This is a genomic window from Comamonas squillarum, from assembly GCF_025309455.1.
GTDB lineage: Bacteria > Pseudomonadota > Gammaproteobacteria > Burkholderiales > Burkholderiaceae_C > Comamonas > Comamonas squillarum.
Genome location: NZ_CP104377.1, coordinates 4,140,837 through 4,163,832, shown reverse-complemented (window position 1 = coordinate 4,163,832; position 22,996 = coordinate 4,140,837). Strand labels below are relative to the sequence as shown.

Sequence of the window (22,996 nt, the reverse complement as noted above, 5' to 3'; positions counted from 1 at the left end):
TCAGGAAGCGGCGGCCATCTCACGAAGAACCTGGATCGCCAGCGCCCCGTAGCCTGCACCAAAGCCGGGGTTTCTGATGCTGATGTTTTGTGCAGATGTGACGTCTTCCCACTTCAGCATTGTTTCCACCGAAGTGTGGTGCTCATTCGTTTCAATCTCGAAAGCAATGAACCGTGCTTCAACGGTGAGCAACATGCCGAAGAGGCCTGGCATTCCTGGCTCATCAATGCCCAGTTTCAGAACGATGGCGGTGCTCCAATCAATGCCTCGGGCTAAGGCGCAGTCCTTGAGCGCTTGTGGCCAAGGATGCTCTCTCCAGTAACGCGCGCTTCTGCGAATCATGTCTACAGACACATCGTTTTGCTGACGAACATCTCTTTGTTTCATGTGGTTCAAGAGTCTGCATCCAATCAATGTCGCAGGCTTGGGAGTCAGTCACCCCAAAAGCCACGGTTAAAGGGCTGAAAGTCGAGCGCGTCAGCCTTGCTAATGCCGATACAAGACATAACCTCAACATAGGTCATTTCAACGGTCTCAAGATTGGAGTCGTCAATAGGACCAAATGGTTGGCCTTGGAATGAGCCGAAGGCGTACACCGCGTCAATACCTCCCCAGGTTACATAGTCGATGTACAGCCATGAATCTGCAACAGCGATTCCCAACTGCTCGGCAAGTGCCAACAGCTCTTGCGCGGATGGATGTTTTCCACCCAAAGATGGCAAAGCTATTCCAGTGCCTGAGAACGGTACATGAATGGCCCGAACTATGGCATCGGCTGGCAGCTCCGCTGACTTCTCAAATGTGCTCAACAAAGGTACTAGAAAGCCGGTAAATCGATAGGCCATAAATCACGACGCCTGAATTGTTGAAGGCTTGAAAGAAACGGGCATTGTGCAGGGTAAAACCAGGGTCTGCAGACCCAGAGAATATGTTGTGATGCGGCTGAAACTCTGGATATGCCGACCCTGGCAGGCAAGCTTGCCAGCTAGCCAGCTGCCCAGAAGTGCCCTATTTCCCACCACGCAACAACCGCAGCCCATTGAACACCACCAACAAGCTCGCTCCCATATCGGCAAACACCGCCATCCACATGGAGGCATTGCCAAACACGGCCAGCGCGAAGAACACCACTTTGATGCCCAGCGCGAAGATGATGTTCTGCCACAGGATGGCGTAGGTGCGTTTGGAGAGTTGCACGGTTTCCGGCACGCGGCGCAGGTCGTCGTTCATGATGAGGATGTCGGCGGCTTCCTTGGCGATGTCGGTGCCGGCGCCGCCCATCGAGAAGCCGATGGAGGCGGCGGCAAGGCTGGGCGAGTCGTTGACGCCGTCGCCCACCATGCCGGTGGGCTGCTGGGCCACGAGGCCGTTGATGACCTGGAGCTTGTCCTCGGGCAGCAGGTTGGCCTTGACCTCGTCGATGCCCACCTGCGCGGCAATGGCGCGGGCGGTGGCTTCGTTGTCTCCCGTCAGCATCACGGTGCGGATGCCCAGGGCCTTCAATTCAGCAATCGCCTGCTTGCTCGATTCCTTGGTGGTGTCGGCCACCGCAAACAGCCCCAGCACGCCTTGTTCACTGGCCAGCACCGAGACGGTCTGCCCCTGCTCCTCCATCGCCAGCATCAGCGCCTCCACCTCGGCAGAGCACTGGCCGCGCTCATGGATCCAGCGGTGGTTGCCCAGCACATAGCTGTGGCCGCCGATATCGCCCTTGACGCCACGGCCCAGCTCGGCGGCAAAGTTGCCGACCTCCAGCACCTCACCATCGATACCGGCGGCCACCGCCTTCGATACCGGGTGGTCCGAGCGCGCGGCCAGGCTTTTAGCAATGCGCTCGATCTGCACGGCATCGGTACTGGTCGACAGCATGCGGGTCTGCACCAGCTGGGGGGTGCCAGCGGTGATGGTGCCGGTTTTGTCCAGGGCGACGACGCGCAGCTTGCGCGCCTCTTCCAGGTAGGCGCCGCCCTTGACCAGAATGCCCCGGCGGGCGGCGGCCGACAGGCCGCTGACAACGGTCACTGGCGTGGAGATCACCAGCGCGCAAGGGCAGGCAATGACCAGCAGCACCAAGGCCTTGTAGATCGCCGTCAACCAGGGCCAGTCCAGCATCAGCGGCGGCAGCACGGCGACTGCCACGGCCAGCACAAACACAGCGGGGGTGTAGATGCGGGCAAAGCGGTCGACAAAACGCTGCGTGGGCGCGCGCTGGCCCTGGGCCTGCTCCACCGCATGGATGATGCGGGCCAGCACGGTGTCGGTCGACAGCTTGCTGACCTCGAACTCCAGCGAGCCGCTTTGGTTGATGGTGCCGGCAAACACCGGGTCGCCCGGCGCCTTGTCCACCGGAATGCTCTCGCCGGTCACGGAGGACTGGTCCACTGCGCTTTGGCCGCTGGTCACCACACCATCCAAAGCAAAGCGCTCGCCGGGCTTGACCCGTGCCAGCGTGCCGACCGCTACCGTCTTGGCATCCTGGATCTGCCAGCTGCCATCGGCCTGCCTAGCTTCGATCTGCGGCGGTGACAGCGCCAGCAACTGGGCAATCGCATTGCGCGCGCGGTCCACCGAGCGCGCCTCAATCAGCTCGGCCAGCGAGTACAGCGCCATCACCATGGCCGCCTCAGGCCACTGGCCAATGACAAAGGCGCCGATCACCGCCACGCTCATCAGCGCATTGATACCCAGCTGGCCGCGCAGCAAGGCCGACAGGCCTTTCTTGAACACGCCCAGGCCCGACAAACCAATGGCCAATGCGGCCACCGCCATGCCTGCGATGCGCCAGAGAGAGGTTTCAGGCGACAAGAGATGCATCAGCTCGGCCGTCGCGGCCACCACCAGCGCGGCGATCAGGCGGTAGAGCTCCCGGCGTTGCGCCTTTTGCACATCGGCCGCAGCCGGCGGGGCGGACAGCGTCTCGGTGCGAAAGCCTGCAGCCTGGATTTTTTCCGTCACGGCCGTCCATTGCTGTGGGTCGGCTTCGACCCGCAAGGTGCGGGCAGGCAGGTCAAACTGCAGCAGCTTGACCCCTGCAGCCCCTTCCAGAATCTGGCGAATCTGCCCCTCCTCCACCGGGCAGTCCATCGCAGGAATGCGCAGCAGCAAGGCGCCGTCATCGGCCTTCAAGGCCGAGCTGGCCTGGGCGGCAGCGCCCAGGTCGGGGCTGCAGCAATCGTTATGCGCATGCGCGGCAGCCGTTGCGGCTGGGGCATGGGAATGTGAATGCGCATGGTCGTGGCCATGGCTGTGATCGTGACCCTTGTCGTGGCTATGGCCGTGGTCGTGCGTATGGTCGTGCGTTTGGCCGTGCCCCTTGGCGGCCACGGCAGCGGACTGGTGGTCTTTGCCGGCGCAGCAGGATGCCGCTGCATGGCCATGGGAATGGCGCTGCGCGGTGTCGGAATGGGCGGTGACTGGGTTGGAATTCGTTTGGGTCATAAAGCGTGCTCCCTGTTGCTTCGATTAAAAACCCTGTAGTAACTACAATGTCAAGCCTAAATCGCTAGACTCCGTATGGACATGGGGGCAATGACATGAAAATCGGTGAACTGGCCACGGCCTCGGCGACGCCCGTGGAAACCATCCGCTACTACGAGCGCGAAGGCCTGCTGCCGCAGCCCACGCGCACCGCCAGCAACTACCGCATCTATGAAGAGCAACACCTGGAGCGCCTGCAGTTCATCCGCAACTGCCGAGGGCTGCAGATGTCGCTGGACGAAGTGCGCGAGCTGCTGCGTTACAAGGACGAACCCGCCCAGGACTGCGCCGAAACGGTGGACAAGCTGCTTGAAGCGCATATCGGCCATGTCGCCCTGCGCATCCAGGAGCTGCGCGGGCTGGAGGCCCAGCTGATCGCGTTGCGTGACCGCTGCCGGGGCACCCAGGATGTGGAGCACTGCGGCATTCTGGCGGGCCTGGCCGAGACGCCTGTGGCGCCGGCCGTCAAACAGCATCTGCATGTGCGCTAGGCATAAGGCGCCGAGTGGTTGGAAAGTCAAACGGCGCAAAAAAGGTGGCGCACTGCGCCACCTTCTAGAGCCACGCCGCGTTTAGCCACGGAACATTTGCAAGCGCGCCTTTCTCTGCGCCGGCGTCTCGCTGGTGTAGGCATCGATCACCTGCTGGCGCGTCTTGCCTGGACCGGAAGCAACAGGCGCGGGCGGGTAGTTGCTGCTGCGCAAGGCGTTCGGCCCGCGCTTTTGCAGCGCCTCGATGGTCTCCGCCTGCACCTGGGCGCGGCTCTTGCCCGGCTGGGCATGTTCGGGGTAGAGCTCGTAGCCCTTTTCCGTCGGTGCCGAGTGCAAGGTGGCGCTGGCCGATGCGTTGCCCAGCATGCCCAGCGACAGGGCTGCGAACGCCAGGGACAACAAGGTGGAGGTGCGTGTCTTTTGCATGGTTGCAATGCCTTTCATAGGAGTGGAAATACTCTCGCTGCAGGTGCATTCGAGATGGCTCCATTGTTGAAAAAACACGCTGACCAAAGCCCCACAGCAAGATGACATTGCTGCAATGCGCGCTGCGCGCCTGGGGCAGAAGCCACAAAGCCATGGCAGCGGGCCATGGCTTTGTGTTCAGTGCCTGCCGGCCCCCTTAGGCCGGGTGCGGCACAGCGCCCTCGGAGGTCTTGCGCTCCTCCAGCTCGTCCTCGGAGAGATCACGCCGGTGCACCAGCCGGTATAACAGCGGCAGCACCAGCAAGGTGAGCACCGTCGACGACAGAATGCCGCCAATCACCACGGTGGCCAGCGGGCGCTGCACCTCGGCACCGGTGCCGGTGGCAATGGCCATTGGCACAAAGCCCAGCGATGCGACCAGCGCCGTCATCAGCACGGGCCGCAGGCGCGACAGCGCTCCGGTGTGCACGGCATCGGGCACAGCCAGCCCACCCTCGCGCAGCGCGCGGATCGACGAGATCATCACCAAGCCGTTCAGCACGGCCACGCCGGACAGCGCAATAAAGCCAATGGCCGCCGAGATGGACAGCGGGATACCGCGCAGCCACAGTGCCAGAATGCCGCCGGTCAGCGCAAACGGGATGCCGGTAAAGACGATCAGGCCATCGCGCACGCTGTTGAACATCGCAAACAGCAGGGTGAACACCAGCAGCAGCGCGACGGGCACGACAATCTGCAGCCGCTGCTGGGCCGATTGCAAGTTCTCGAAGGTGCCGCCCCAGCGCGTCCAGTAGCCGCTGGGCAGCGCCATCGCGCCCAGGTCCTGCTGCGCCTGCTCGACAAAGGAGCCGATATCGCGGCCCCGCACATTGGCGCTCACCACAATGCGGCGCTTGCCATCCTCACGGCTGACCTGGTTGGGCCCGGGCGACAGCGCAAAGCTGGCCACCGCTGACAAGGGCACAAAGCCCAGGCGGCTGCCCTCCTGCTGCGGCAGCGCAATGGGCAGGCGCTCCAGCGCGGCCAGGTCGCTGCGCACCGCCTCAGGCAAGCGCACCTGTATGTCAAAGCGCCGGTCGCCTTCAAACACCGTGCCTGCCTCCTGTCCGCCCACGGCCGTAGCAATGGTCTGCTGCACATCGCCCATGTTCAGGCCATAGCGCGATGCCTTTTCCCGGTCCACCTGCACCGTCAGCATCGGCAGGCCGGTAGTCTGCTCCACCTTCACTTCAGAGGCGCCGGGCACCTTCTGCAGCATCGCGGCAATCGACTGCGCGGTGCGTTCGAGCACCTGCATATCGTCGCCAAACACCTTGACCGCCACATCGCTGCGCACGCCCGAGATCAGCTCGTTAAAGCGCAGTTGGATCGGTTGCGAGAACTCGTAGTTGCTGCCCGGTATCGCCTCTACCACCTCCTGCACCTGGGCGAGCAGTTCCTCGCGACTGCGCTGCGGATCCGGCCATTGCGCACGCGGCTTGAGCATGATGTAGCCATCCGAGATATTGGGCGGCATAGGGTCCGAGGCAATCTCGGCCGTGCCGGTGCGGGCAAACACGCGCTCGATCTCGGGCACCTGGTCCTTGAGCGCGCGCTCGATCTGCATCTGCATCTCCAGCGATTGCGTCAGACTCGTGCCCGGCACACGCAACGCCTGGATCGCGAAGTCGCCTTCGTTCAGGTTGGGCGCAAACTCGCTGCCCAGGCGTGATGCGAGCAGCAGGCTCAGGGCCACCGAAACGACAGCCGCCGTCAGCACCACCACCGGCATGCGCATCACCCGCGCCAGCAAGGGCTCATAGGCCTGGCGCGCCCAGGTCATCAGGCGGTTTTCCTTCTCGCCCACCTTGCTGCCAATGAACAAGGCAATGGCCGCCGGGATAAAGGTGATGGACAGAACCATCGCGCCCACCAAGGCCAGCACCACGGTCAGCGCCATCGGGTGGAACATCTTGCCCTCCACCCCCGTCAGCGCAAAGATCGGCAGGTAGACCACCATGATGATCAGCTGGCCAAACAGCAGCGGACGGCGCGATTCCTTGGCGGCGGCAAACACCTCATGGAAGCGCTCGCTGCGCGACAGCGGGCTGCCCTTGCGCTCCTGCGCATGCGCCAGGCGCCGCACGCAGTTCTCCACAATCACCACCGCCCCGTCGATGATGATGCCAAAGTCCAGCGCGCCCAGGCTCATCAGGTTGGCGCTGATGCCCCACTTGACCATGCCGCTGAAGGTGAACAGCATCGACAGCGGAATGATCAGCGCCGTGATCAGCGCAGCGCGGATATTGCCGAGGAACAGAAACAGCACCACCACCACCAGCGCCGCGCCTTCGACCAGGTTTTTCTTCACTGTCGCAATGGCTTTTTCCACCAAGGTCGTGCGGTCGTAGACGGTCACGATCTTCACGCCCTGGGGCAAGGTCTTGCGGATCGACTCCATGCGCGCATCCACTGCCTTGGAGACGATGCGGCTGTTCTCGCCGATCAGCATGAACACGGTGCCCAGCACCACCTCGCGGCCGTTGTCGGTGGCTGCACCCGTGCGCAGCTCGCGGCCCAGGCTCACCTCAGCCAGGTCGCGCACGCGCACCGGCTGGCCTTGGGTGCTGCCCACAATCACTTCCTGGATGTCCGCAATGCCCTTGACCTGGCCGGGCGCGCGGATCAGGTATTGCTCGCCTTCGCGCTCGATATAGCCCGCCCCCACATTGGTGTTGTTGCTCTGCAGTGCTGCAACCAGCTTGTCCATCGAGATGCCATAGGACGCGAGCTTGTCCGGCCGGGGCGCCACCAGGTATTCCTTGGCAAAGCCGCCGATGGAGTTGATCTCGGTCACGCCGGGCACGTTGCGCAGCTGGGGTTTGATGACCCAGTCCTGGATCTCGCGCAGGTCCATGGGGGTGTAGGGCGTGCCATCAGGCTTTTTGGCGCTATCTTCCGCCTCCACCGTCCACAGGTAGATTTCGCCCAGGCCCGTGGAGATGGGGCCGATGCTCGGTGCAATACCGGGCGGCAGCTTCTCACGCGCTTCCTGGATACGCTCATTGACCAACTGGCGGGCAAAGTAGATGTCGGTGCCGTCCTTGAAGATCACCGTCACCTGCGACAGCCCGTAGCGTGACAGCGAACGGGTCTGCTCCAGGTGCGGCAGGCCGGCCATCACGGTCTCGATGGGGTAGGTGATGCGCTGCTCGGTCTCCAGCGGCGAGTAGCCCGGCGCCTGGGTGTTGATCTGTACCTGCACATTGGTGATGTCGGGCACGGCATCGATGGACAGGCGCTGGTAGCTGAATACGCCCAGCGCAGCCATGGCGAACACCGCCAGGATGACCAGCCAGCGCTGCTCGATGGAAAAACGGATGATGCGTTCAAACATGCGGGCTCCCGATCAATGCGCGTGCTCGGCAGAGGCCTTGCCCAGCTCGGCCCGCAGCATGAAGGAGCCCTGCTTGACATAGCGCTGCCCGGCCTGCAGGCCCGATGTGACTTCGGTGGTTTTGCCATCCGTCGCACCCAGCTCAACCACCTGGGCCCGGTAGCCGCCCTCGGCCGGCACAAACACCACGCTCTCTTTGCCATCGGGCCGCTGGATGGCCTTGGCGTCCACCGCAATGGGGACAGGCGATTCACCGGCCAGCACCGCCACATCGACAAACAGGCCCGGGCGCCACACCCCTTGCGGATTGGCCAGCGCCACGCGGGCCGGTGCCGTGCGGGTTTGCGCGCCAATCAACGCACCCACGTAGGCGATCCGGCCTTCGGCCTCGGAATCAAACGCCGTGGCGCGCACGACGACCGGCGCGCCCATGCGCACATCGGGCAGCTGCGGGGCGGCCACGCTGATCTCCGCCCAGACCGAGCGCAGATCGGAGACGGTGAACGAGGCCGTGCTGTCGGTCACCGATTCGCCCACGGTCAGGTGCTTCTCCACCACCATGCCAGCCAGCGGCGCACGCAGCTCATAGCGGCTGGCACCAGCCACGCCCGCCCCAATGGCGGACAGCTTTTGCGCGGCATTGGCCACGGCAATCTCGGCCTCCTGCAGCGCTTGGCGCGCTGCCTGGTAATCCTGCTCGGCAGAGATCCGCTCCTGCCACAGCTGCTTTTCGCGCTCGTAGCTGCTCTTGGCAAAGGCCAGCCGCCGCTGCGCCGTTTGCAGCTCGCTGCGCTGGTCCGACACCGCCGGGCTCTGGATGACAGCCAGCAGCTGCCCCTTGGCCACCTGCTCACCGAGCTGGGCGTGGACCGAGGCCACCACACCGGCCACCCTGGGCACCACGTGCGCCGTGCGGTCTTCGTCAAAACGGATCTCGCCGGGCAGCAGCACCTGCTTTTGGATGGACGCCGGCCCCGCCTGGTCCACCACCACACCGGCCGCCTTGGCCTGCGCTGCGCTCAGCTTGACGAGGCCCTCGCCCGCTTCTTCGCCTTCGGCATGGCCGCCGGCGGCATTGCCGTGCGCGTCCTTGCTGCTGGCATCGGTTTTGTTGTCATGGTGCTCACCATCGCCATGCTGGTCGGCTTCCTGGTGCGCATCGGCGCCCGCCTTGGCACCGGTTTTGGCAGCAGCTTCGCCATGGTGCTCGCCATCCTGGTGGGATGGCGCATCGCCATGGCCTGCTGCCGCTGCAGCGGGGGCTGCGGCCACCGTGCCTGGGCCGCGCAACAAATAGGCGCCGCCGGCCACACCGGCAGCGGCCATCACCGCCGCGGCGATCCACTGTTTGGATGAGCTCAGCGAAGTATCAAATGGGGTTTTCTCGGACATGGGATCAGGTTCCTGTAGCGGCCGCCAGCGCTGGCGTGCCAAAGATGCGTTCAATCTCCGCACGGGCGCGGTGCGAGGCCATCAGCTGGTCCAGCAGTTGGCGCTGGCTGTCAAACAGGCTGCGCTGGGCGTCGAGCACATCCAGAAAGCTGAACTTGCCCAGCGAGAAGCCGCGCACGGCCAGGTCATAGGCCGATTGCGCCGTGGGGATCACTTGGCTTTGCAGCAGCGCCACCTGCTGGTTGCTGCTGAGCCACTGCTGGCGGGCGGCAAACACCTGGGCCTGCAGTTGCAGCCGTTGGTCCTGCAGCTGCTGCTCGGCCTGGTCCACCTTGCGCAGTGCCTGCAGCTGGTTGCCGGCATTGCTGTCAAACAGAGGCAGGGGAATGCTCACCCCGACAAACACCTGGTTGCGCCCTACATCCCGGGCGCGCTTGACGCCCAGGCTCAACGTCGGGTCCTGCACGCGCTTGGCGCGCTCCACCGCAGAGACGGCGTGGCTTTGCTCCAGCGCGCGCCGTGCCAGCAGCATCGCAGGCGCATCGTCCAGGCGCTGGTCCAGCTGCTCGGCCGTGGGGGCCTGCACGGTGGCCGAGAAATCACCACTGGCCAGCCCCAGCTCTGCACCGCGCCCGCCCCAGAGCGAGGCCAGGTTCTGCTGCGCCACGCCGGTCAATGAGCGGGCCTGCGCCAGCTCCAGGGCCGCATTGGCCTGCGCCACTTGCGCACGGCTGGCCTCCAGCGGCGGCACCTTGCCTGCCTGCACGCGCTTGTTGGCGGCATCCAGCGCCTGCGTGGCCAGCGCATGGGTCTTGGTCGCAAAGTCCACCCGCTGCTGCGCCAGCAGCAACTCGTTGAAGTTGACCAGCACCTGGTAGCGCAATGCCGCCTGGGTGGCCACGACGCTCGCCTGCGCTGCCGCCTTCTCGCTGTCGGCCAGCTGCATGCGCGCCTCGCGCTTGCCGCCCAGCTCAATCAGCTGGCTGATCTGCACGGTGTTGGTACGCGTCTCGGGGCGGGTGTCTTCGACGTTGAGAGAGACCTCGGGATTGGGGCGTGCCTGGCTTTGCATGACCAGGCCGTCGGCCGCAGCCGCGCCGAAGCGGGCGGCCTGCAAACCGGGGTTGGCCGCCAGGGCCTTGTCCCAAGCGGCGGCCAGCGTGATAGAGGGAGTCACCCCTGCAGGCAGGGTGGCGGTCGCCGTAGCAGGGTCTTGCACAGGTATCGGCTCTGCATGAGCCAGCGGCCCCAAGGCGCTGGCCAAGGCAGCCCCCAGCAACCATGCGGGCCAGGCAGGCCCTAGCGGCCGTGGAGGATGGGTGCCTGCCCGCATGGGGCTCGGCAACGGGGTGGTCATAGCTGCTTCTCCTGTGGTGGCAGATAGCGCCCAGGACGGCCTTGGCAGTGCCGGGCCAAACAGGGGCGGCAGCACCGCAGCGGCCCCCATGCAGGCGGTATCCATATGCGATGCAACGGACTGTAGAAAGCAGCAACGAACACAATGCCGTCGGGAAAATGACAAATTTGTAATCGCCGCCAGCCGGCACCATCAGGGACAATGGCGGCCATGAGACTGCTGCTGATTGAAGACGAAGCCAAGCTCGGCGAGTACCTGCGCAAAGGTCTGGCCGAGGAGAGCTACACGGTCGATGTCGCCACCAACGGCATCGATGGCCTGCACCTGGCCATGGAGCTGGACTACGACCTGATCGTGCTCGATGGCATGCTCCCGGGCATCGATGGCTTTGCGGTGCTGGCCGCGCTGCGCCAGGCCAAGTCCACCCCGGTGCTGATGCTGACCGCCCGCAGCGATGTGCAGGACCGGGTGCGCGGCCTGCAAAGCGGCGCCGATGACTACCTGATCAAGCCCTTTGCGTTTTCCGAGCTGGTGGCCCGCATCCAGGTGCTGCTGCGCCGCGCGCAGGCCCACCCGGCGTCCCCCGAGCCCACAGTGCTGCGCCAGGCTGATCTGGAGCTTGACCTGATCCGGCGCAAGGCGGTGCGCGCTGGCGTGCGGCTCGATCTGACGGCCAAGGAGTTCAACCTGCTCGCCTTGCTGCTGCGCCGCCAGGGTGAGGTGCTCTCGCGCACCGAGCTGGCCTCGCAGGTCTGGGACATGAACTTTGACAGCGAGACCAATGTGGTCGAAGTGGCCGTGCGGCGCCTGCGCATGAAGGTGGACCAGCCTTTTGCCGCGCCCTTGATCCACACCGTGCGCGGCATGGGCTATGTGCTGGAGAGCCGGGCCCAGCCATGAACCCGACCACCGCCGTACCGCATCTGGGGCGCCGGCTCTCGCGCTGGATGGCGCTGCTGTCGATGCTGGGCCTGGGCGCCGTCAGCCTGGTGGTGTTTCTGGTTTTCGACAACACCTTGTCGGCCCGCCAAAAGGAGATGCTCGACCAAAAGCAGCAGTCGCTGATGCATGTGCTGCGCGATGACAGCACGGCCCACCGCGACAAGGCGCTGGACCACCTGCTGACCGATTTTCTGGCCGGCCACGGCGACTACGCGATCCGCGTGGTGGACGACCAGGGCCATGTGCTGTTCGACAGCATCCCGCCCGACTGGAGCGGCCACCACACCCTGCAGCGCAGTTTTGCTGTTGGCATCACCGCGCCCCAGTACCACCAGGCGCGCGCAGCCACCGCCACCTTGGTGATGGACCTGCGCCCCGACGAGGCCTTGCTGCGCGGCCTGGGCTGGACCTTGTTTGCAGCCATGGTGGCCGGCTCCTTGCTGCTGGCGCTGTTTGGCGGCCTGCTGGTGCAGCGCAGCCTGCAGCCCATCGCCTCACTGGTCTCGCAGATCAGCCTGCTGTCGGCCCGCGATTTTGAGCGCCGGCTCGACGGCAGCGGCCTGCCCCAGGAGCTGCAGCCCATCGTCACGCAGTTCAATGCGCTGCTCGACCGCCTGGCCGATGCCTACCGCCAGCTCGAAGCCTTCAACGCCGACGTGGCGCACGAGCTCAACACGCCGCTGGCCACCCTGATCTCCAGCACCGAAGTGGTCTTGCGCAAGCCCCGCTCGGTGGATGAGCTGCGCGATGTGCTGGAGTCCAACCTGGAGGACCTGCGCCGCATCGCCGCGATGGTGGGCGACATGCTCTTCCTCTCGCGTGCCGACCAGGGCGTGGGCGCGCGCGAGACCGGGGTCGTCAGCCTGGCCGCCGTTGCCCAGGATGTGGTCGAGTTCTATGAAGCGGTCGCGCTCGATGCCGACCTGCGCCTGGAAGTGCTGGGTGACGCGCAGGCCCAGGTCGATGCGCCGCTGATGCGGCGCGCGCTGTCCAACCTGCTGAGCAATGCCACCCGCTATGCGCTGGCGGGCTCTGCGATCCGCATCGACATACGCTCGCGCTGGCAGCACGAGCATGCCCATGCGGTCATCTCCGTGACCAACACCGGGCCCGACATTGCGCCCGAACACCTGCGCCACCTGTTTGACCGCTTCTACCGCGCCGATGCCTCGCGCCACAACGCCGAGCGCCACCATGGCCTGGGCCTGGCCATTGTCAAAGCCATCGCCAAGATGCATGGCGGCTCGGTGTTTGCCCAGTCGCAGGGCGGCGAGACGACGTTTGGGCTGATTCTGCCGGTGGCGCCCGTCCTGTGACGGAGCGCTGCTTCTAGCCACGCAGTGCGTTCGCCAACCGCCATCCCCATGGCATGCCACCAGGCAGCATGCTTTGTGCATATAATTAGCCACCTCACTATAAGCCGCCATCATGCAACTCGCCCAAAAATACAACGCCCTGCTGGACGAAGCCCAGCGGCGCGGCATGCCCGATGTGGCAGGGATTCGCCTTTGCTTCCAGACGCTCACGCTGGCAGCAGATATTGACCGCGACTGCGCCCGCTTGCTGGCCCCGAATGGCCTGTCGGAAGGGCGCTTTGTGCTGCTGTTCCTGCTGGACGCCGCGGCCGATGGCCTGGCGCCCAATACCTTGGCCGAGCGTGCGGGCGTGACCCGGGCCACCGTCACCGGTCTGCTCGATGGCCTGGAGCGCGAAGGCTTGGTCGCCCGCCATGCCGAGGCCAGCGACCGCCGCGCGCTGCGCATACGGCTCACCGGCAAAGGCCGGCAGCTGGCCCAACAGGTGTTTGCCCAGCACAGCCACTGGATCGCCGGGTTGTACGGCGGGCTGTCGGCCAGCGAGCGCCAGCAGCTGGCCCAACTGCTGGACAAGGTGGCCCGCAACCTGGGCGAAGCAGCGCTATGAACAGCCCACGCAAAGGCGCCAGCCGCGCGGCCGATATCCCTGCCGATGTGCTGCAAGCGCTGTCCAGAGGCGAGATCGCCACCGCCACGCTGGCTGAATGCACGGCGCTGGACCAGGCGCAGCTGCTGCGCACCGTCTTTCCCGGTCTCTCTGCCCAGACCTTGCAGCAAGCCGATGCCGCTTGCACGCTGGGTATTCTGGGGCGCATGGGCCGCATCGGCGAGCTGCTGCTGAATGCCCTGGGCGCCGAGGGCATCGCGCAGTGCCGCAACCACCCGGCAGACACCGTGCGCGGCTGGGCCTGCTTTATGGTTGGCGCCCAGCCCGGGCTGGCACTGCCGGTGCGTCTTTCCGCGATCCGCAGCCTGGCCGACGATGGGCATTTTGGCGTGCGCGAATGGGCCTGGATGGCCTTGCGCCCGCATCTGGCCAGCGCTCTGCACGAGGCCATCGCACAGCTGCTGCCCTGGACGGCATCGCCGTCCGACAAGCTGCGCCGCTTTGCCTGCGAGGCACTGCGCCCACGTGGCGTCTGGTGTGCGCACATCGCCGCGCTCAAAAAGACGCCCGCGCAGGCCCTGCCGCTGCTGCAAGCGCTGCGTGCTGACCCCTCCATCTATGTGCAGGATTCCGTCGCCAACTGGCTCAACGACGCCGCCAAGGACCAGCCCGACTGGGTGCGCGAGATCTGCAGCCAGTGGCTGGGCGATACACCATCGCCCAACACCGCACGTATCTGTCAACGCGCGCTGCGCAGTATTCGCTGAAAGAAGCCCCAGCCATGTTTTGCTACCTTGTCGAGCTCTATACCCCGAATGCCGCCTGGCAGGCGCTGCCCGCCGCGCAGCGCCTGTCGTTTCTGTCCGCCATCGGCCAGGGCCTGGGCCAGCTCTCCAGCCAGGGCATCGAGCTGCTCTCTCTGGCAGAGACCGATACCGCCATTGCACAAGCCAGCCAGCACCAGTTTCTAGGCATTTGGTGCTTTCCCAACCCGCAGGCACGCGATGCCTTGCTGGCCGCGATAGAGGCCAGTGGCTGGTACCAGTACTTTGCGCATGTGAATGCAGCCAGCGACGCGGGGACGGTGGACACCCACCTGGCAGCGCTGGCGGCGGTCTGAGCGCGACGCGACACCTCAGGCGTAGGCCTGCGCATCCTTGTCGGTGATGGCCCGCAGCACACGCGCCGGGTTGCCGGCACTCACCACGCCTTCGGGCACATCCTTGGTGACGATGGCACCGGCCGCAATCACGCTGCCGGCACCGATGTTGACGCCAGGCAGCACCTGCACGCCCGCCCCGATCCAGACGTTGTCGCCAATGGTGATGGGCAGGGCGAATTCCAGCCCCTGGTTGCGCCGCGCGGCATCGAGGGGGTGGCCGGAGGTGTAGAGGCCGACATTGGGCGCGATAAAGACGTTGTTGCCGATGCGGACCTTGGCGGCATCGAGGATGACCAGGTTCACATTGGTGTAGAAGTGGTCGCCAATCTCGATGTTGAAGCCGTAGTCACACAGGAAGGGGCCATCGAACACCGGGTTGCGGCCCAGCTTGCCCAGCAGGCCGCGCAGAATCACTTCGCGCTCGGCACGCAGGTGCGCGCCGATCTGCTGGAAGGCAAACAGCTTTTCCTTGGCGGCATCGCGCAGCTGCAGCACGCTGGGGTCATGGTTGGCGTCGTACAGCAGGCCGGCAGCGGCTTTTTCCATCTCGGTCATCGGTGTCTCTCGTCCTCTCGGTGGCAAAAGGACTGAGTCTAGCTGCTGCTTGTCGAGCTCCAGATGACGTGGCTGGGTGGATAGGCCTCAGGCCACCGTCGCAGCAACGGGCGCAATGCGCAGCGGAATCGTCACCGGCCCGTCATTCATCAGGTAGACCTTCATGTCGGCGCCAAAACGGCCGGTCGCCACCTCGGGGTGCAGCGCGCGCGCCTGCGCCACGACATAGTCGTACAGGCGCTCGCCATCGGCCGGGGGCGCGGCCTGGGTAAAGCTGGGGCGGTTGCCACCGCTGGTGTCTGCGGCCAGGGTGAACTGGCTCACGATCAGCAGGCCGCCGGCCACATCGACGACGCTCTTGTTCATCTTGCCGGCCTCGTCCTGGAAGATGCGCAGCTTGAGCATCTTGGCCAGCCACTTGTCGGCTTCTGCCTGGCTGTCGCCGCGCTCGGCGCAGACGAGGGCCAGCAGGCCATGGCCAATCTGGCCAATCACTTGGCCATCCACTTCAACTCGTGCTTCGCGCACCCGTTGCAATACGCTGATCATCGGAGATTCTTGCTTCCGGAAAGGCGGCAGGCCAGGGCGCTGCAGCCGGGGTTCATGGTTCAGGGGCTGGGTGCATCGCCGTGCAGCTGCACGGCCTCGGTCTGGGTTTGTACGCCCAGCGGCAGTACTTCCATGCTGATGCGCGCCTGCGGCAGCTCCTGCAGCAAAGCGGCCTCCAGCTGCATGCGCAGTTGGGTGGCATGGGCCAGGGTCCAGTCGCCGGGCATGTGCAGGTGCATGTCGATAAAGTGCAGCGAGCCGGCGCGCCGGGTGCTGAGCTTGTCGCAATGCACGGCGCCGCCGGTTTGCGCCTCAAAGCTGCGCACGCAGTGCTCGATCTTGGCAAGGGTCTGGGCATCGATGGACTCGTCCATCAGGCCCTGCGAAGAGCGCCAGACCAGCTGGCCACCTTCTTTGAAGATATGCAGCGCCACCGCAATGCCCAGCACCGCATCGAGCCAATGCCAGCCGGTCAGCATCGCCAGCAGCAAGCCGCCGACCACGCCGACCGAGGTCCAGACATCGGTCATCAGGTGGCGGCCATCGCCTTCCAGCGCCATCGAATGGTGCGCGCGTGCCGCCCGCAGCATGACAAACGCCAGCCCGCCGTTGAGCGCCGTGCTGAGCATGGACAGCGCAATGCCCCAGCCCAGCTGCTCGAGCGGCTGGGGGTGTAGGAGGCGGTCCACCGAGGCCCAGACAATGGCCATGGCCGCGCCAAAGATCAGCAGGCCCTCAAAGCCGGCAGAGAAGTACTCCGCCTTGGTGTGGCCATAGGGGTGGCCCTCGTCAGCCGGGCGCTTGGCAATGGTGACCATGCCCAGCGCAAACAGCGCGCCCACCAGGTTGACCAGCGATTCCAGCGCATCGGACAACAGGCCCACCGAGCCGCTGACGGCCCAGGCACTGGTCTTGAGGGCAATGGTGGCAATGGCCACCACCACCGAGATGCGCAGCAGGTTCTCGGGCGTGGTCCAGCGGCTGTGCGCTGCGGCGGGTAAGGCAGGTTTCATGGCGGGCGGGGTGCGGCGGGGCTTAGAGCAGGCGGGCCTTCACGGTTTTGCCCTTGACCCGGCCGCTGTTGAGCCGGTCCACCGCCTGGTGGGCGATATCGCGGCTGACGGCCACATAGGTCGAGAAGTCGTTCACATTGATCTTGCCGATCTGCTCCTTGCTGTAGCCAAAGTCGCGCGTCATTGCGCCCAGCACATCGCCAGCGCGGATCTTTTCCTTGCGCCCGCCAATGATCTGGATGGTGCGCATCGCCGGCACCATCGGCTGGTCGGATGCCGGGGTCAACTCGCTCAGCGGATGCCATTGCGACTCGCGCCCTTGCAGCAGCTCGATCTTGCCGACCGAGCCCATCTCGTCCATGCTGGCCAGGCTCAGCGCCAGGCCTTCGGCATCGCCCCGGCCGGTGCGGCCAATGCGGTGGATATGCACTTCGGCATCGGGCGTGGTGTCCACGTTGATGACGGCGGCCAGGTTGGCGATATCGAGGCCGCGCGCGGCCACATCGGTGGCCACCAGCACGCTGCAGCTGCGGTTGGCAAACTGCACCAGCACCTCGTCGCGCTCGCGCTGTTCCAGCTCGCCAAACAGCGCCAGCGCGCTCACGCCCTGGGCCTGCAGCACCTCGACCAGGTCGCGGCATTGCTGCTTGGTGTTGCAAAAGGCGATGGACGACTCGGGCCGGAAATGCGCCAGCAGCTGCGACACGGCATGCAGGCGCTCGGACTCCTTGACCTCGTACCAGCGCTGCGCGATCTTGTGCGCGCTGTGCTGCGAGGCAACCTTGACGGTTTGCGGATCGCGCATGAAGCGCTCGGCCAGCTGGGCAATGCCCTCGGGGTAGGTGGCCGAGAACAGCAGGGTCTGGCGCTCGGCCGGGCACTGGCTGGCGACGGTGACGATGTCGCCATAAAAGCCCATGTCCAGCATGCGGTCGGCCTCGTCCAGCACCAGGGTGTTGAGGGCGGCCAGGTCGATCACCCCGCGCTCCATCAGGTCCATCACCCGGCCCGGGGTGCCAACGATGATGTGGGCACCGTTTTCCAGGCTGGCGATCTGGTTGCGCGAGGGCACACCGCCATAGACGGTGACGACCTTGATGTTCTCCTCGGCGCGCGCGAGGCGGCGGATTTCGGTGGCGACCTGGTCGGCCAGCTCACGGGTGGGGCACAGCACCAGCGATTGCACGGCAAACCAGCGCGGGTTCAGGCGGGCGAGCAGGGCCAGGCCAAAGGCGGCGGTCTTGCCGCTGCCGGTGCTGGCCTGGGCAATGACATCCTTGCCTTGCAGCGCAAAGGGCAGGCTGGCCGCCTGGATCGCCGTCATCTGCGTGTAGCCCAGCTGCTGCAGATTGGCCTGCATGGTCTGGCCCAGAGGCAGTTGGCTGAAAGAGCTGGCGTCCGCTGCGTTGGCGGTGGTGGTGGTTGCGTTCATGGCGCAATTATCCCGCGCCCGGCCTGGCAGCCGCTGGCGGCCCTGCGGGTACCCCTGAATCCGGCCTTGGCGCCGCCGGCCACCGGTGCTGACAGCCAGCAACACCGGGCCCTGATTTGTCATGCCAGGGCCCAAAAGCAGATGCACAATGGTGCATGACCTTTACCAAACCTGCCTTTACCGCACCGACCAGCCACCGCACGGCTTCCTCCGCGCTGGCGCAGGTCCAGGCCATCTATGCCGAGCAAATCGGCTTTCTGCGCCAGGCCATGCAACGCTTTGTCGCGGGCGAAACCCCGGCCGCCCCCTACCGCGCCTGCTATCCCTTTGTGCGCCTGCACACGCGCACCGTGGCCCGGGCCGACAGCAAGCTCGCCTATGGCTTTGTCGAGGGCCCCGGCCACTACGAGACCACGCTGACCCGCCCCGACCTGTTTGCCAACTACTATGCCGAGCAGTTCCGGCTGCTGATCGAGAACCACGGCGTGGAGCTGGAAGTGGGCACCAGCAGCCAGCCCATCCCCATCCATTTCTCGTTTGCCGACAACGACCATATCGAAGGCCAGCTGAGCGCCGAGCGCCGCATGCTGATGCGCGATGTGTTTGACCTGCCCGACCTGCATGCGATGGACGATGGCATCGCCAACGGCACCTGGGAGCCCAAGCCGGGCGAGGCGCATCCGCTGTCGCTGTTCACCGCGCCGCGCATGGACTACTCGCTCCAGCGCCTGCGCCACTACACCGGCACCCTGCCCGAGTGGTTCCAGAACTTTGTGCTGTTCACCAACTACCAGTTCTATATCGACGAGTTCATCCGCCTGGGCCGCGCCGAGATGGCCAACCCGGACAGCGAGTACATCGCCTTTATCGAGCCGGGCAATGTCGTCACCCGCCGCCAGGGCTTGGCGCCCGAAGCGGTGGACGCGCTGGGCAACCCGCCCCCGCGCCTGCCGCAGATGCCCGCCTACCACCTGGTGCGCGCTGACCAGTCGGGCACGACCATGGTCAATATCGGCGTGGGCCCGGCCAATGCCAAGACCATCACCGACCATATCGCCGTGCTGCGGCCCCATGCCTGGATGATGCTGGGCCACTGCGCCGGCCTGCGCAACAGCCAGCAGCTGGGCGACTATGTGCTGGCCCATGCCTATGTGCGCGAGGACCATGTGCTCGACGAAGAGCTGCCGCTGTGGGTGCCCATCCCCGCGCTGGCCGAGATCCAGGTCGCGCTGCAGCAGGCGGTGGCCGATGTCACCCAGGTGCCCGAGGACGACCTCAAGCGCTTCATGCGCACGGGCACCGTGGCCAGCACCGACAACCGCAACTGGGAGCTGCTGCCCGACAACACACCCCAGCGCCGCTTCAGCCAGAGCCGGGCCGTGGCGCTCGATATGGAAAGCGCCACCATTGCCGCCAATGGCTTCCGCTTTCGCGTGCCCTACGGCACCTTGCTGTGCGTGAGCGACAAACCGCTGCACGGCGAGATCAAGCTGCCCGGCATGGCCAACCACTTCTACCGCGAGCGGGTGGACCAGCATCTGCGCATCGGCATGCGGGCGGTCAACATCCTGCGCGAAGGCGGTGTGGACCGCTTGCACAGCCGCAAGCTGCGCAGCTTTGCCGAGGTGGCTTTCCAGTAAGCAGCGCGCCAAGCGGGCCCTTGCCAGCGGGGGCCCTACTCCAATGCCAGCACGACCGTGCTGGCTTTTTTACTTATGGGGAACTACCTAACTGCAAACCCTGTGGATAACTGTGGGCGTCACTTCCACAATGGTCGGCGGGCCGTAAAGAAGCCTTTGCGCCCGCACCATAACAACCAGGAGACACCGTGACCACAACCATCCTCCCACCCCTGCGGCGCTTTATCCCTCTGACAGCCGTCGCCAGCGCAGTCCTTGCGCTGTCCGCTTGCGGCAGCGGCGGCTCCCACAGCTTCAACTTTGACGAGGCCAGCCTGGCGCTGGCCAAGCAGCAGGTGGCGGCCAGCCAGATCGGCCTGCCCACCAGCGGTGCCACGGTGACCTCGACCGAAACGCCAACGGCCGCCAGCGGCGCGCAGCCCCCGGCCTCGGTACGGGCCAATATCTCGATCGCCCCAGTCGACCCCGGCGCCCCGGCCATCAAGATGGGCCTGCTGCTGCCCAAGGAGTGGAACGGCAAGGTGGTGATGGTGGGCGGCGGCGGCTACAACGGCGTGATGCCCAGCCTCTACACCTACCCGGCCGCCCCCGCCAGCCAGGGTGCCTACCCGCTGCTGAACCAGGGCTATGCGGTGTTTGGCAGCGACTCGGGCCACCAGGCAGGGGCAGCCGGCAGCCGCGATGGCAGCTTTGGCACCAATGACGAAGCGGTCGCCAACTTCTCGGGCGCTGCACTGAAAAAGGTCAGCGACGTGGCCGATGTGCTGGTGACGCGCTTTTACGGCAAAAAGCCGGACAAGCGCTACTTCATGGGCGGCTCCACCGGCGGGCGCGAGGCGCTGGCCGTGGCGCAGAAATGGCCGTCCGACTGGGATGGCGTGGTGGCCTGGTACCCGGCCTGGAACGCCGCCAGCCTGGATCTGCAGTTTGGCCGCATCAGCCGCGCCTTTGCCCAGCCTGGCGCCTACCCGAGCCTGGGCCAGCGCAAGCTGCTGCGCCAGGCGGCGCTGGAGAAGTGCGATGCGCTCGACGGCGTGCAGGACGGCGTGGTCAGCAATGTGGCCGCCTGCAACAGCCAGTTTGACCCGGCTACCGCTACGCTCAATGGCCAGCCGCTGCGCTGCGCCGGCGGCGCGAGCCAGGAAGGCTGCCTGTCCGATGCAATGATCAGCGCGCTCAAGACCTACAACAGCGAAATCCGCTTCAGCGCGCCGCTGGGCAGCGGCGAGACGCAGTACCCCGGCTTCAACGTCTGGGGCTCGGAGCTGGGCGAGGAAGGCAGCAGCCCGCTGCAGCCCACGGTCAACCTGCTGGCGATGAACACCACCGCGCCGGCCAGCCCCGCGCCGCTCACCGCCCCGTACTGGGCCGTGTTCTGGGACCAGTGGGTGCGCTATTTTGTGACCCGCGATGCCAACTTTGATGCGCTGTCGCTGGACCCACAAAACCCCGGCGCCTGGACCGACCGCATCAACCAGCTCACCAAGTTGCAGGACATCAACAGCACCGACCTGTCGGCCTTCAACAAGCGCGGCGGCAAGCTGCTGATGGCCCATGGCACGGCCGACGTGCTCGTCAGCACCCGCGCTACCGCGCAGTACTGGCAGCGCCTGGAGCAGACCATGGGCGCCAGCGCCGTCAAGAGCTTTGCGCGCTATTACGAGGTACCCGGTTACGGCCATGCGGCCAGCACCGCCTTCAATGCCAACTGGGATTCGCTCAAAGCGTTGGACCAGTGGGTGACCGCTGGCACTGCCCCAGGCGCCCAGGTAGTCAGCGACACCGCTGGCGTGCCTGGGCGCACCCGGCCGCTGTGCGAGTACCCGACCTGGCCACGTTACAAGGGCAGTGGTGATGTAAACCTGGCCGACAGCTATAGCTGCCAAGCCAACTAAGAGCAACGTAACCAAGCCAGCAAAACAAAAGCATCTGGACGCCCTTCTCAAGGGCAGCCAGATGCTTTTTTATCGAATGAATCCAACGCGGTGCTGAGCGTTCGCTCAGCAGCCGCTTACTCCGCCACGCGGGGCTTGACCAGCGCTGCCGCCTTTTTGGCGTTGTCGCGTGCAGCATCGGTACCGGCAGCGCGGGCCAGCGCCACGCCCATGCGGCGGCGGCTAAAGCTCTCGGGCTTGCCAAACAGGCGCACCTCGGTGCCGGGGATCTGCAGGGCGGCATCGACGCCGTCAAACACAATGCCCTGGGCATCCACACCGCCGTAGATCACGGCGCTGGCGCCAGCGGTCTTCAGGCTGGTGTCCACCGGCAGGCCCAGGATGGCGCGGGCATGCAGCTCGAACTCGTTTTGCCACTGGGTGATCATCGTCACCATGCCGGTGTCATGCGGGCGCGGGCTCACTTCGCTGAACCAGACCTGGTCGCCCTTGACGAACAGCTCCACGCCAAACAGGCCCAGGCCGGCGGGCTCGCCGTTCAGGCCGGTGCCCAGGTCGCTGGTGATGGCGCGGGCAATGTCCTGCGCCAAGGTCAGCGCAGCGGGCGCCATGCGCGCGGGCTGCCAGCTTTCCACATAGTCGCCCTGCACCTGCACATGGCAGATGGGCTCGCAGAAATGGGTTTCGATCTGGCCAGCGGCATTCTTGGCGCGCACGGTCAGCAAGGTGATTTCGTAGTCAAAGTCGATAAAGCCTTCGACGATGATGCGGCCGCCCTGTACCCGGCCGCCTGCCATCGCATAGTTCCAGGCCTTTTCCACATCGCCCGGGCCATCGATCTTGCTCTGGCCCTTGCCCGAGCTGCTCATCACCGGCTTGACCACGCAGGGGTAGCCAATGCCGCCATCGATGGCCGCCTGCAGCTCGGCCAGGCTGTCGCAAAACTGGTAGGGGCTGGTGGGCAGGCCCAGGGTCTCAGCCGCCAGGCGGCGGATGCCTTCGCGGTCCATCGTCAAGCGGGTAGCGCGTGCGGTGGGCACCACGCGCACGGTGCCGGCCGCTTCCAGCGCCTGCAGTGCGGGCGTGGCAATGGCCTCGATCTCGGGCACCACCAGGTCGGGCTTTTCGGCCTCGATCAGCGCCGTCAGCTGGGCCGGGTCGCTCATCGTGATGGTGCGCGCGTGGTGCGCCACCTGATGGCCCGGGGCGTTGTCATAGCGGTCCACCGCCACCGTCTCCACGCCCAGGCGCTGCAAGGCGATCAGCACCTCCTTGCCCAGTTCGCCGCTGCCCAGCAGCATGACTTTGGTTGCGTTCTTGGTGAGCGGGGTGCCGAAGGTGGTCATATCAGGTCGTGTCAACAAAG

20 protein-coding genes are annotated in these 22,996 nt (G+C 65.5%); 8 read left to right on the top strand and 12 right to left on the bottom strand.

The window, feature by feature from the left end:
• From N4T19_RS19000 to N4T19_RS18990, 3 genes are all read right to left on the bottom strand, one after another.
• Positions 1–396 carry a hypothetical protein gene (locus N4T19_RS19000; RefSeq protein ID WP_260718776.1) on the bottom strand — a complete coding sequence of 132 codons (396 nt, stop codon included), beginning with the start codon at positions 394–396 and terminating at the stop codon, positions 1–3.
• A gap of 35 nt (positions 397–431) precedes the next feature.
• On the bottom strand, positions 432–845 hold the full coding sequence (locus N4T19_RS18995) for a hypothetical protein (RefSeq protein WP_133248173.1): 414 nt from the start codon (positions 843–845) through the stop codon (positions 432–434).
• Between the two features lie 163 nt (positions 846–1,008).
• The gene (locus tag N4T19_RS18990; RefSeq protein ID WP_409935126.1) at positions 1,009–3,438 is read right to left on the bottom strand and encodes a heavy metal translocating P-type ATPase; all 2,430 of its coding nucleotides are present in this window, start codon (positions 3,436–3,438) and stop codon (positions 1,009–1,011) included.
• Between the two features lie 95 nt (positions 3,439–3,533).
• Between N4T19_RS18990 and cadR the strand changes: the two genes are divergently transcribed.
• Positions 3,534–3,968, top strand: a complete 435-nt coding sequence (gene cadR / locus N4T19_RS18985; protein WP_116926706.1) for a Cd(II)/Pb(II)-responsive transcriptional regulator — start codon at positions 3,534–3,536, stop codon at positions 3,966–3,968.
• A gap of 81 nt (positions 3,969–4,049) precedes the next feature.
• On the opposite strand, the gene N4T19_RS18980 is transcribed toward cadR, so the two are convergent.
• The 4 genes from N4T19_RS18980 to N4T19_RS18965 all read right to left on the bottom strand — a co-directional run bounded on the left by N4T19_RS18980 (position 4,050) and on the right by N4T19_RS18965 (position 10,381).
• Positions 4,050–4,394 carry a DUF4148 domain-containing protein gene (locus N4T19_RS18980; RefSeq protein WP_165841252.1) on the bottom strand — a complete coding sequence of 115 codons (345 nt, stop codon included), beginning with the start codon at positions 4,392–4,394 and terminating at the stop codon, positions 4,050–4,052.
• A 196-nt stretch (positions 4,395–4,590) separates the two neighbouring features.
• Positions 4,591–7,770: an efflux RND transporter permease subunit gene (locus tag N4T19_RS18975; protein WP_260718775.1), complete on the bottom strand. Its 3,180-nt coding sequence runs from the start codon at positions 7,768–7,770 to the stop codon at positions 4,591–4,593.
• 12 nt (positions 7,771–7,782) lie between these two features.
• The gene (locus N4T19_RS18970; protein ID WP_260718774.1) at positions 7,783–9,162 is read right to left on the bottom strand and encodes an efflux RND transporter periplasmic adaptor subunit; all 1,380 of its coding nucleotides are present in this window, start codon (positions 9,160–9,162) and stop codon (positions 7,783–7,785) included.
• Positions 9,163–9,166: 4 nt separating this feature from the next.
• On the bottom strand, positions 9,167–10,381 hold the full coding sequence (locus N4T19_RS18965) for a TolC family protein (RefSeq protein WP_260718773.1): 1,215 nt from the start codon (positions 10,379–10,381) through the stop codon (positions 9,167–9,169).
• Between the two features lie 348 nt (positions 10,382–10,729).
• Here N4T19_RS18965 and N4T19_RS18960 point away from each other — a divergent pair, with 348 nt between their 5' ends.
• From N4T19_RS18960 to N4T19_RS18940, 5 genes are all read left to right on the top strand, one after another.
• Positions 10,730–11,419 carry a heavy metal response regulator transcription factor gene (locus tag N4T19_RS18960; protein WP_133248233.1) on the top strand — a complete coding sequence of 230 codons (690 nt, stop codon included), beginning with the start codon at positions 10,730–10,732 and terminating at the stop codon, positions 11,417–11,419.
• Positions 11,416–12,777, top strand: a complete 1,362-nt coding sequence (locus tag N4T19_RS18955; protein WP_116927765.1) for a heavy metal sensor histidine kinase — start codon at positions 11,416–11,418, stop codon at positions 12,775–12,777. Before N4T19_RS18960 ends, N4T19_RS18955 begins: the two co-directional genes overlap by 4 nt.
• 112 nt (positions 12,778–12,889) lie before the next feature.
• Positions 12,890–13,384, top strand: coding sequence for a MarR family winged helix-turn-helix transcriptional regulator (locus N4T19_RS18950; RefSeq protein WP_182344832.1), 495 nt, complete (start codon positions 12,890–12,892; stop codon positions 13,382–13,384).
• Positions 13,381–14,151, top strand: coding sequence for a DNA alkylation repair protein (locus N4T19_RS18945; RefSeq protein WP_116927763.1), 771 nt, complete (start codon positions 13,381–13,383; stop codon positions 14,149–14,151). Before N4T19_RS18950 ends, N4T19_RS18945 begins: the two co-directional genes overlap by 4 nt.
• A gap of 14 nt (positions 14,152–14,165) precedes the next feature.
• The gene (locus N4T19_RS18940) at positions 14,166–14,504 is read left to right on the top strand and encodes a DUF6616 family protein (RefSeq protein WP_260718772.1); all 339 of its coding nucleotides are present in this window, start codon (positions 14,166–14,168) and stop codon (positions 14,502–14,504) included.
• Positions 14,505–14,519: 15 nt separating this feature from the next.
• Here the strand turns inward: N4T19_RS18940 and N4T19_RS23280 are convergent, their stop codons facing one another.
• The 4 genes from N4T19_RS23280 to dbpA all read right to left on the bottom strand — a co-directional run bounded on the left by N4T19_RS23280 (position 14,520) and on the right by dbpA (position 18,095).
• Entirely contained in the window at positions 14,520–15,101 is a 582-nt protein-coding gene (locus N4T19_RS23280) for a sugar O-acetyltransferase (RefSeq protein ID WP_116927761.1), read from the bottom strand.
• Between the two features lie 87 nt (positions 15,102–15,188).
• The gene (gene dtd, locus N4T19_RS18925) at positions 15,189–15,650 is read right to left on the bottom strand and encodes a D-aminoacyl-tRNA deacylase (protein ID WP_116927760.1); all 462 of its coding nucleotides are present in this window, start codon (positions 15,648–15,650) and stop codon (positions 15,189–15,191) included.
• A gap of 59 nt (positions 15,651–15,709) precedes the next feature.
• On the bottom strand, positions 15,710–16,663 hold the full coding sequence (locus tag N4T19_RS18920) for a cation diffusion facilitator family transporter (protein WP_260718771.1): 954 nt from the start codon (positions 16,661–16,663) through the stop codon (positions 15,710–15,712).
• A gap of 22 nt (positions 16,664–16,685) precedes the next feature.
• Positions 16,686–18,095 (bottom strand): ATP-dependent RNA helicase DbpA, encoded by a 1,410-nt coding sequence (gene dbpA, locus N4T19_RS18915; RefSeq protein ID WP_182344828.1) that lies wholly within the window; start codon positions 18,093–18,095, stop codon positions 16,686–16,688.
• 155 nt (positions 18,096–18,250) lie between these two features.
• Between dbpA and N4T19_RS18910 the strand changes: the two genes are divergently transcribed.
• A complete protein-coding gene (locus N4T19_RS18910) occupies positions 18,251–19,735 on the top strand; it encodes an AMP nucleosidase (RefSeq protein ID WP_116927757.1) in 1,485 nt (494 codons plus the stop codon).
• A 188-nt stretch (positions 19,736–19,923) separates the two neighbouring features.
• The gene (locus N4T19_RS18905; RefSeq protein WP_116927756.1) at positions 19,924–21,630 is read left to right on the top strand and encodes a tannase/feruloyl esterase family alpha/beta hydrolase; all 1,707 of its coding nucleotides are present in this window, start codon (positions 19,924–19,926) and stop codon (positions 21,628–21,630) included.
• 116 nt (positions 21,631–21,746) lie between these two features.
• Here N4T19_RS18905 and purT read toward each other — a convergent pair whose 3' ends face one another.
• Complete coding sequence (gene purT / locus N4T19_RS18900) at positions 21,747–22,976, bottom strand: formate-dependent phosphoribosylglycinamide formyltransferase (protein WP_260718770.1); 1,230 nt, start codon at positions 22,974–22,976, stop codon at positions 21,747–21,749.
• Positions 22,977–22,996: the final 20 nt, after the last annotated feature.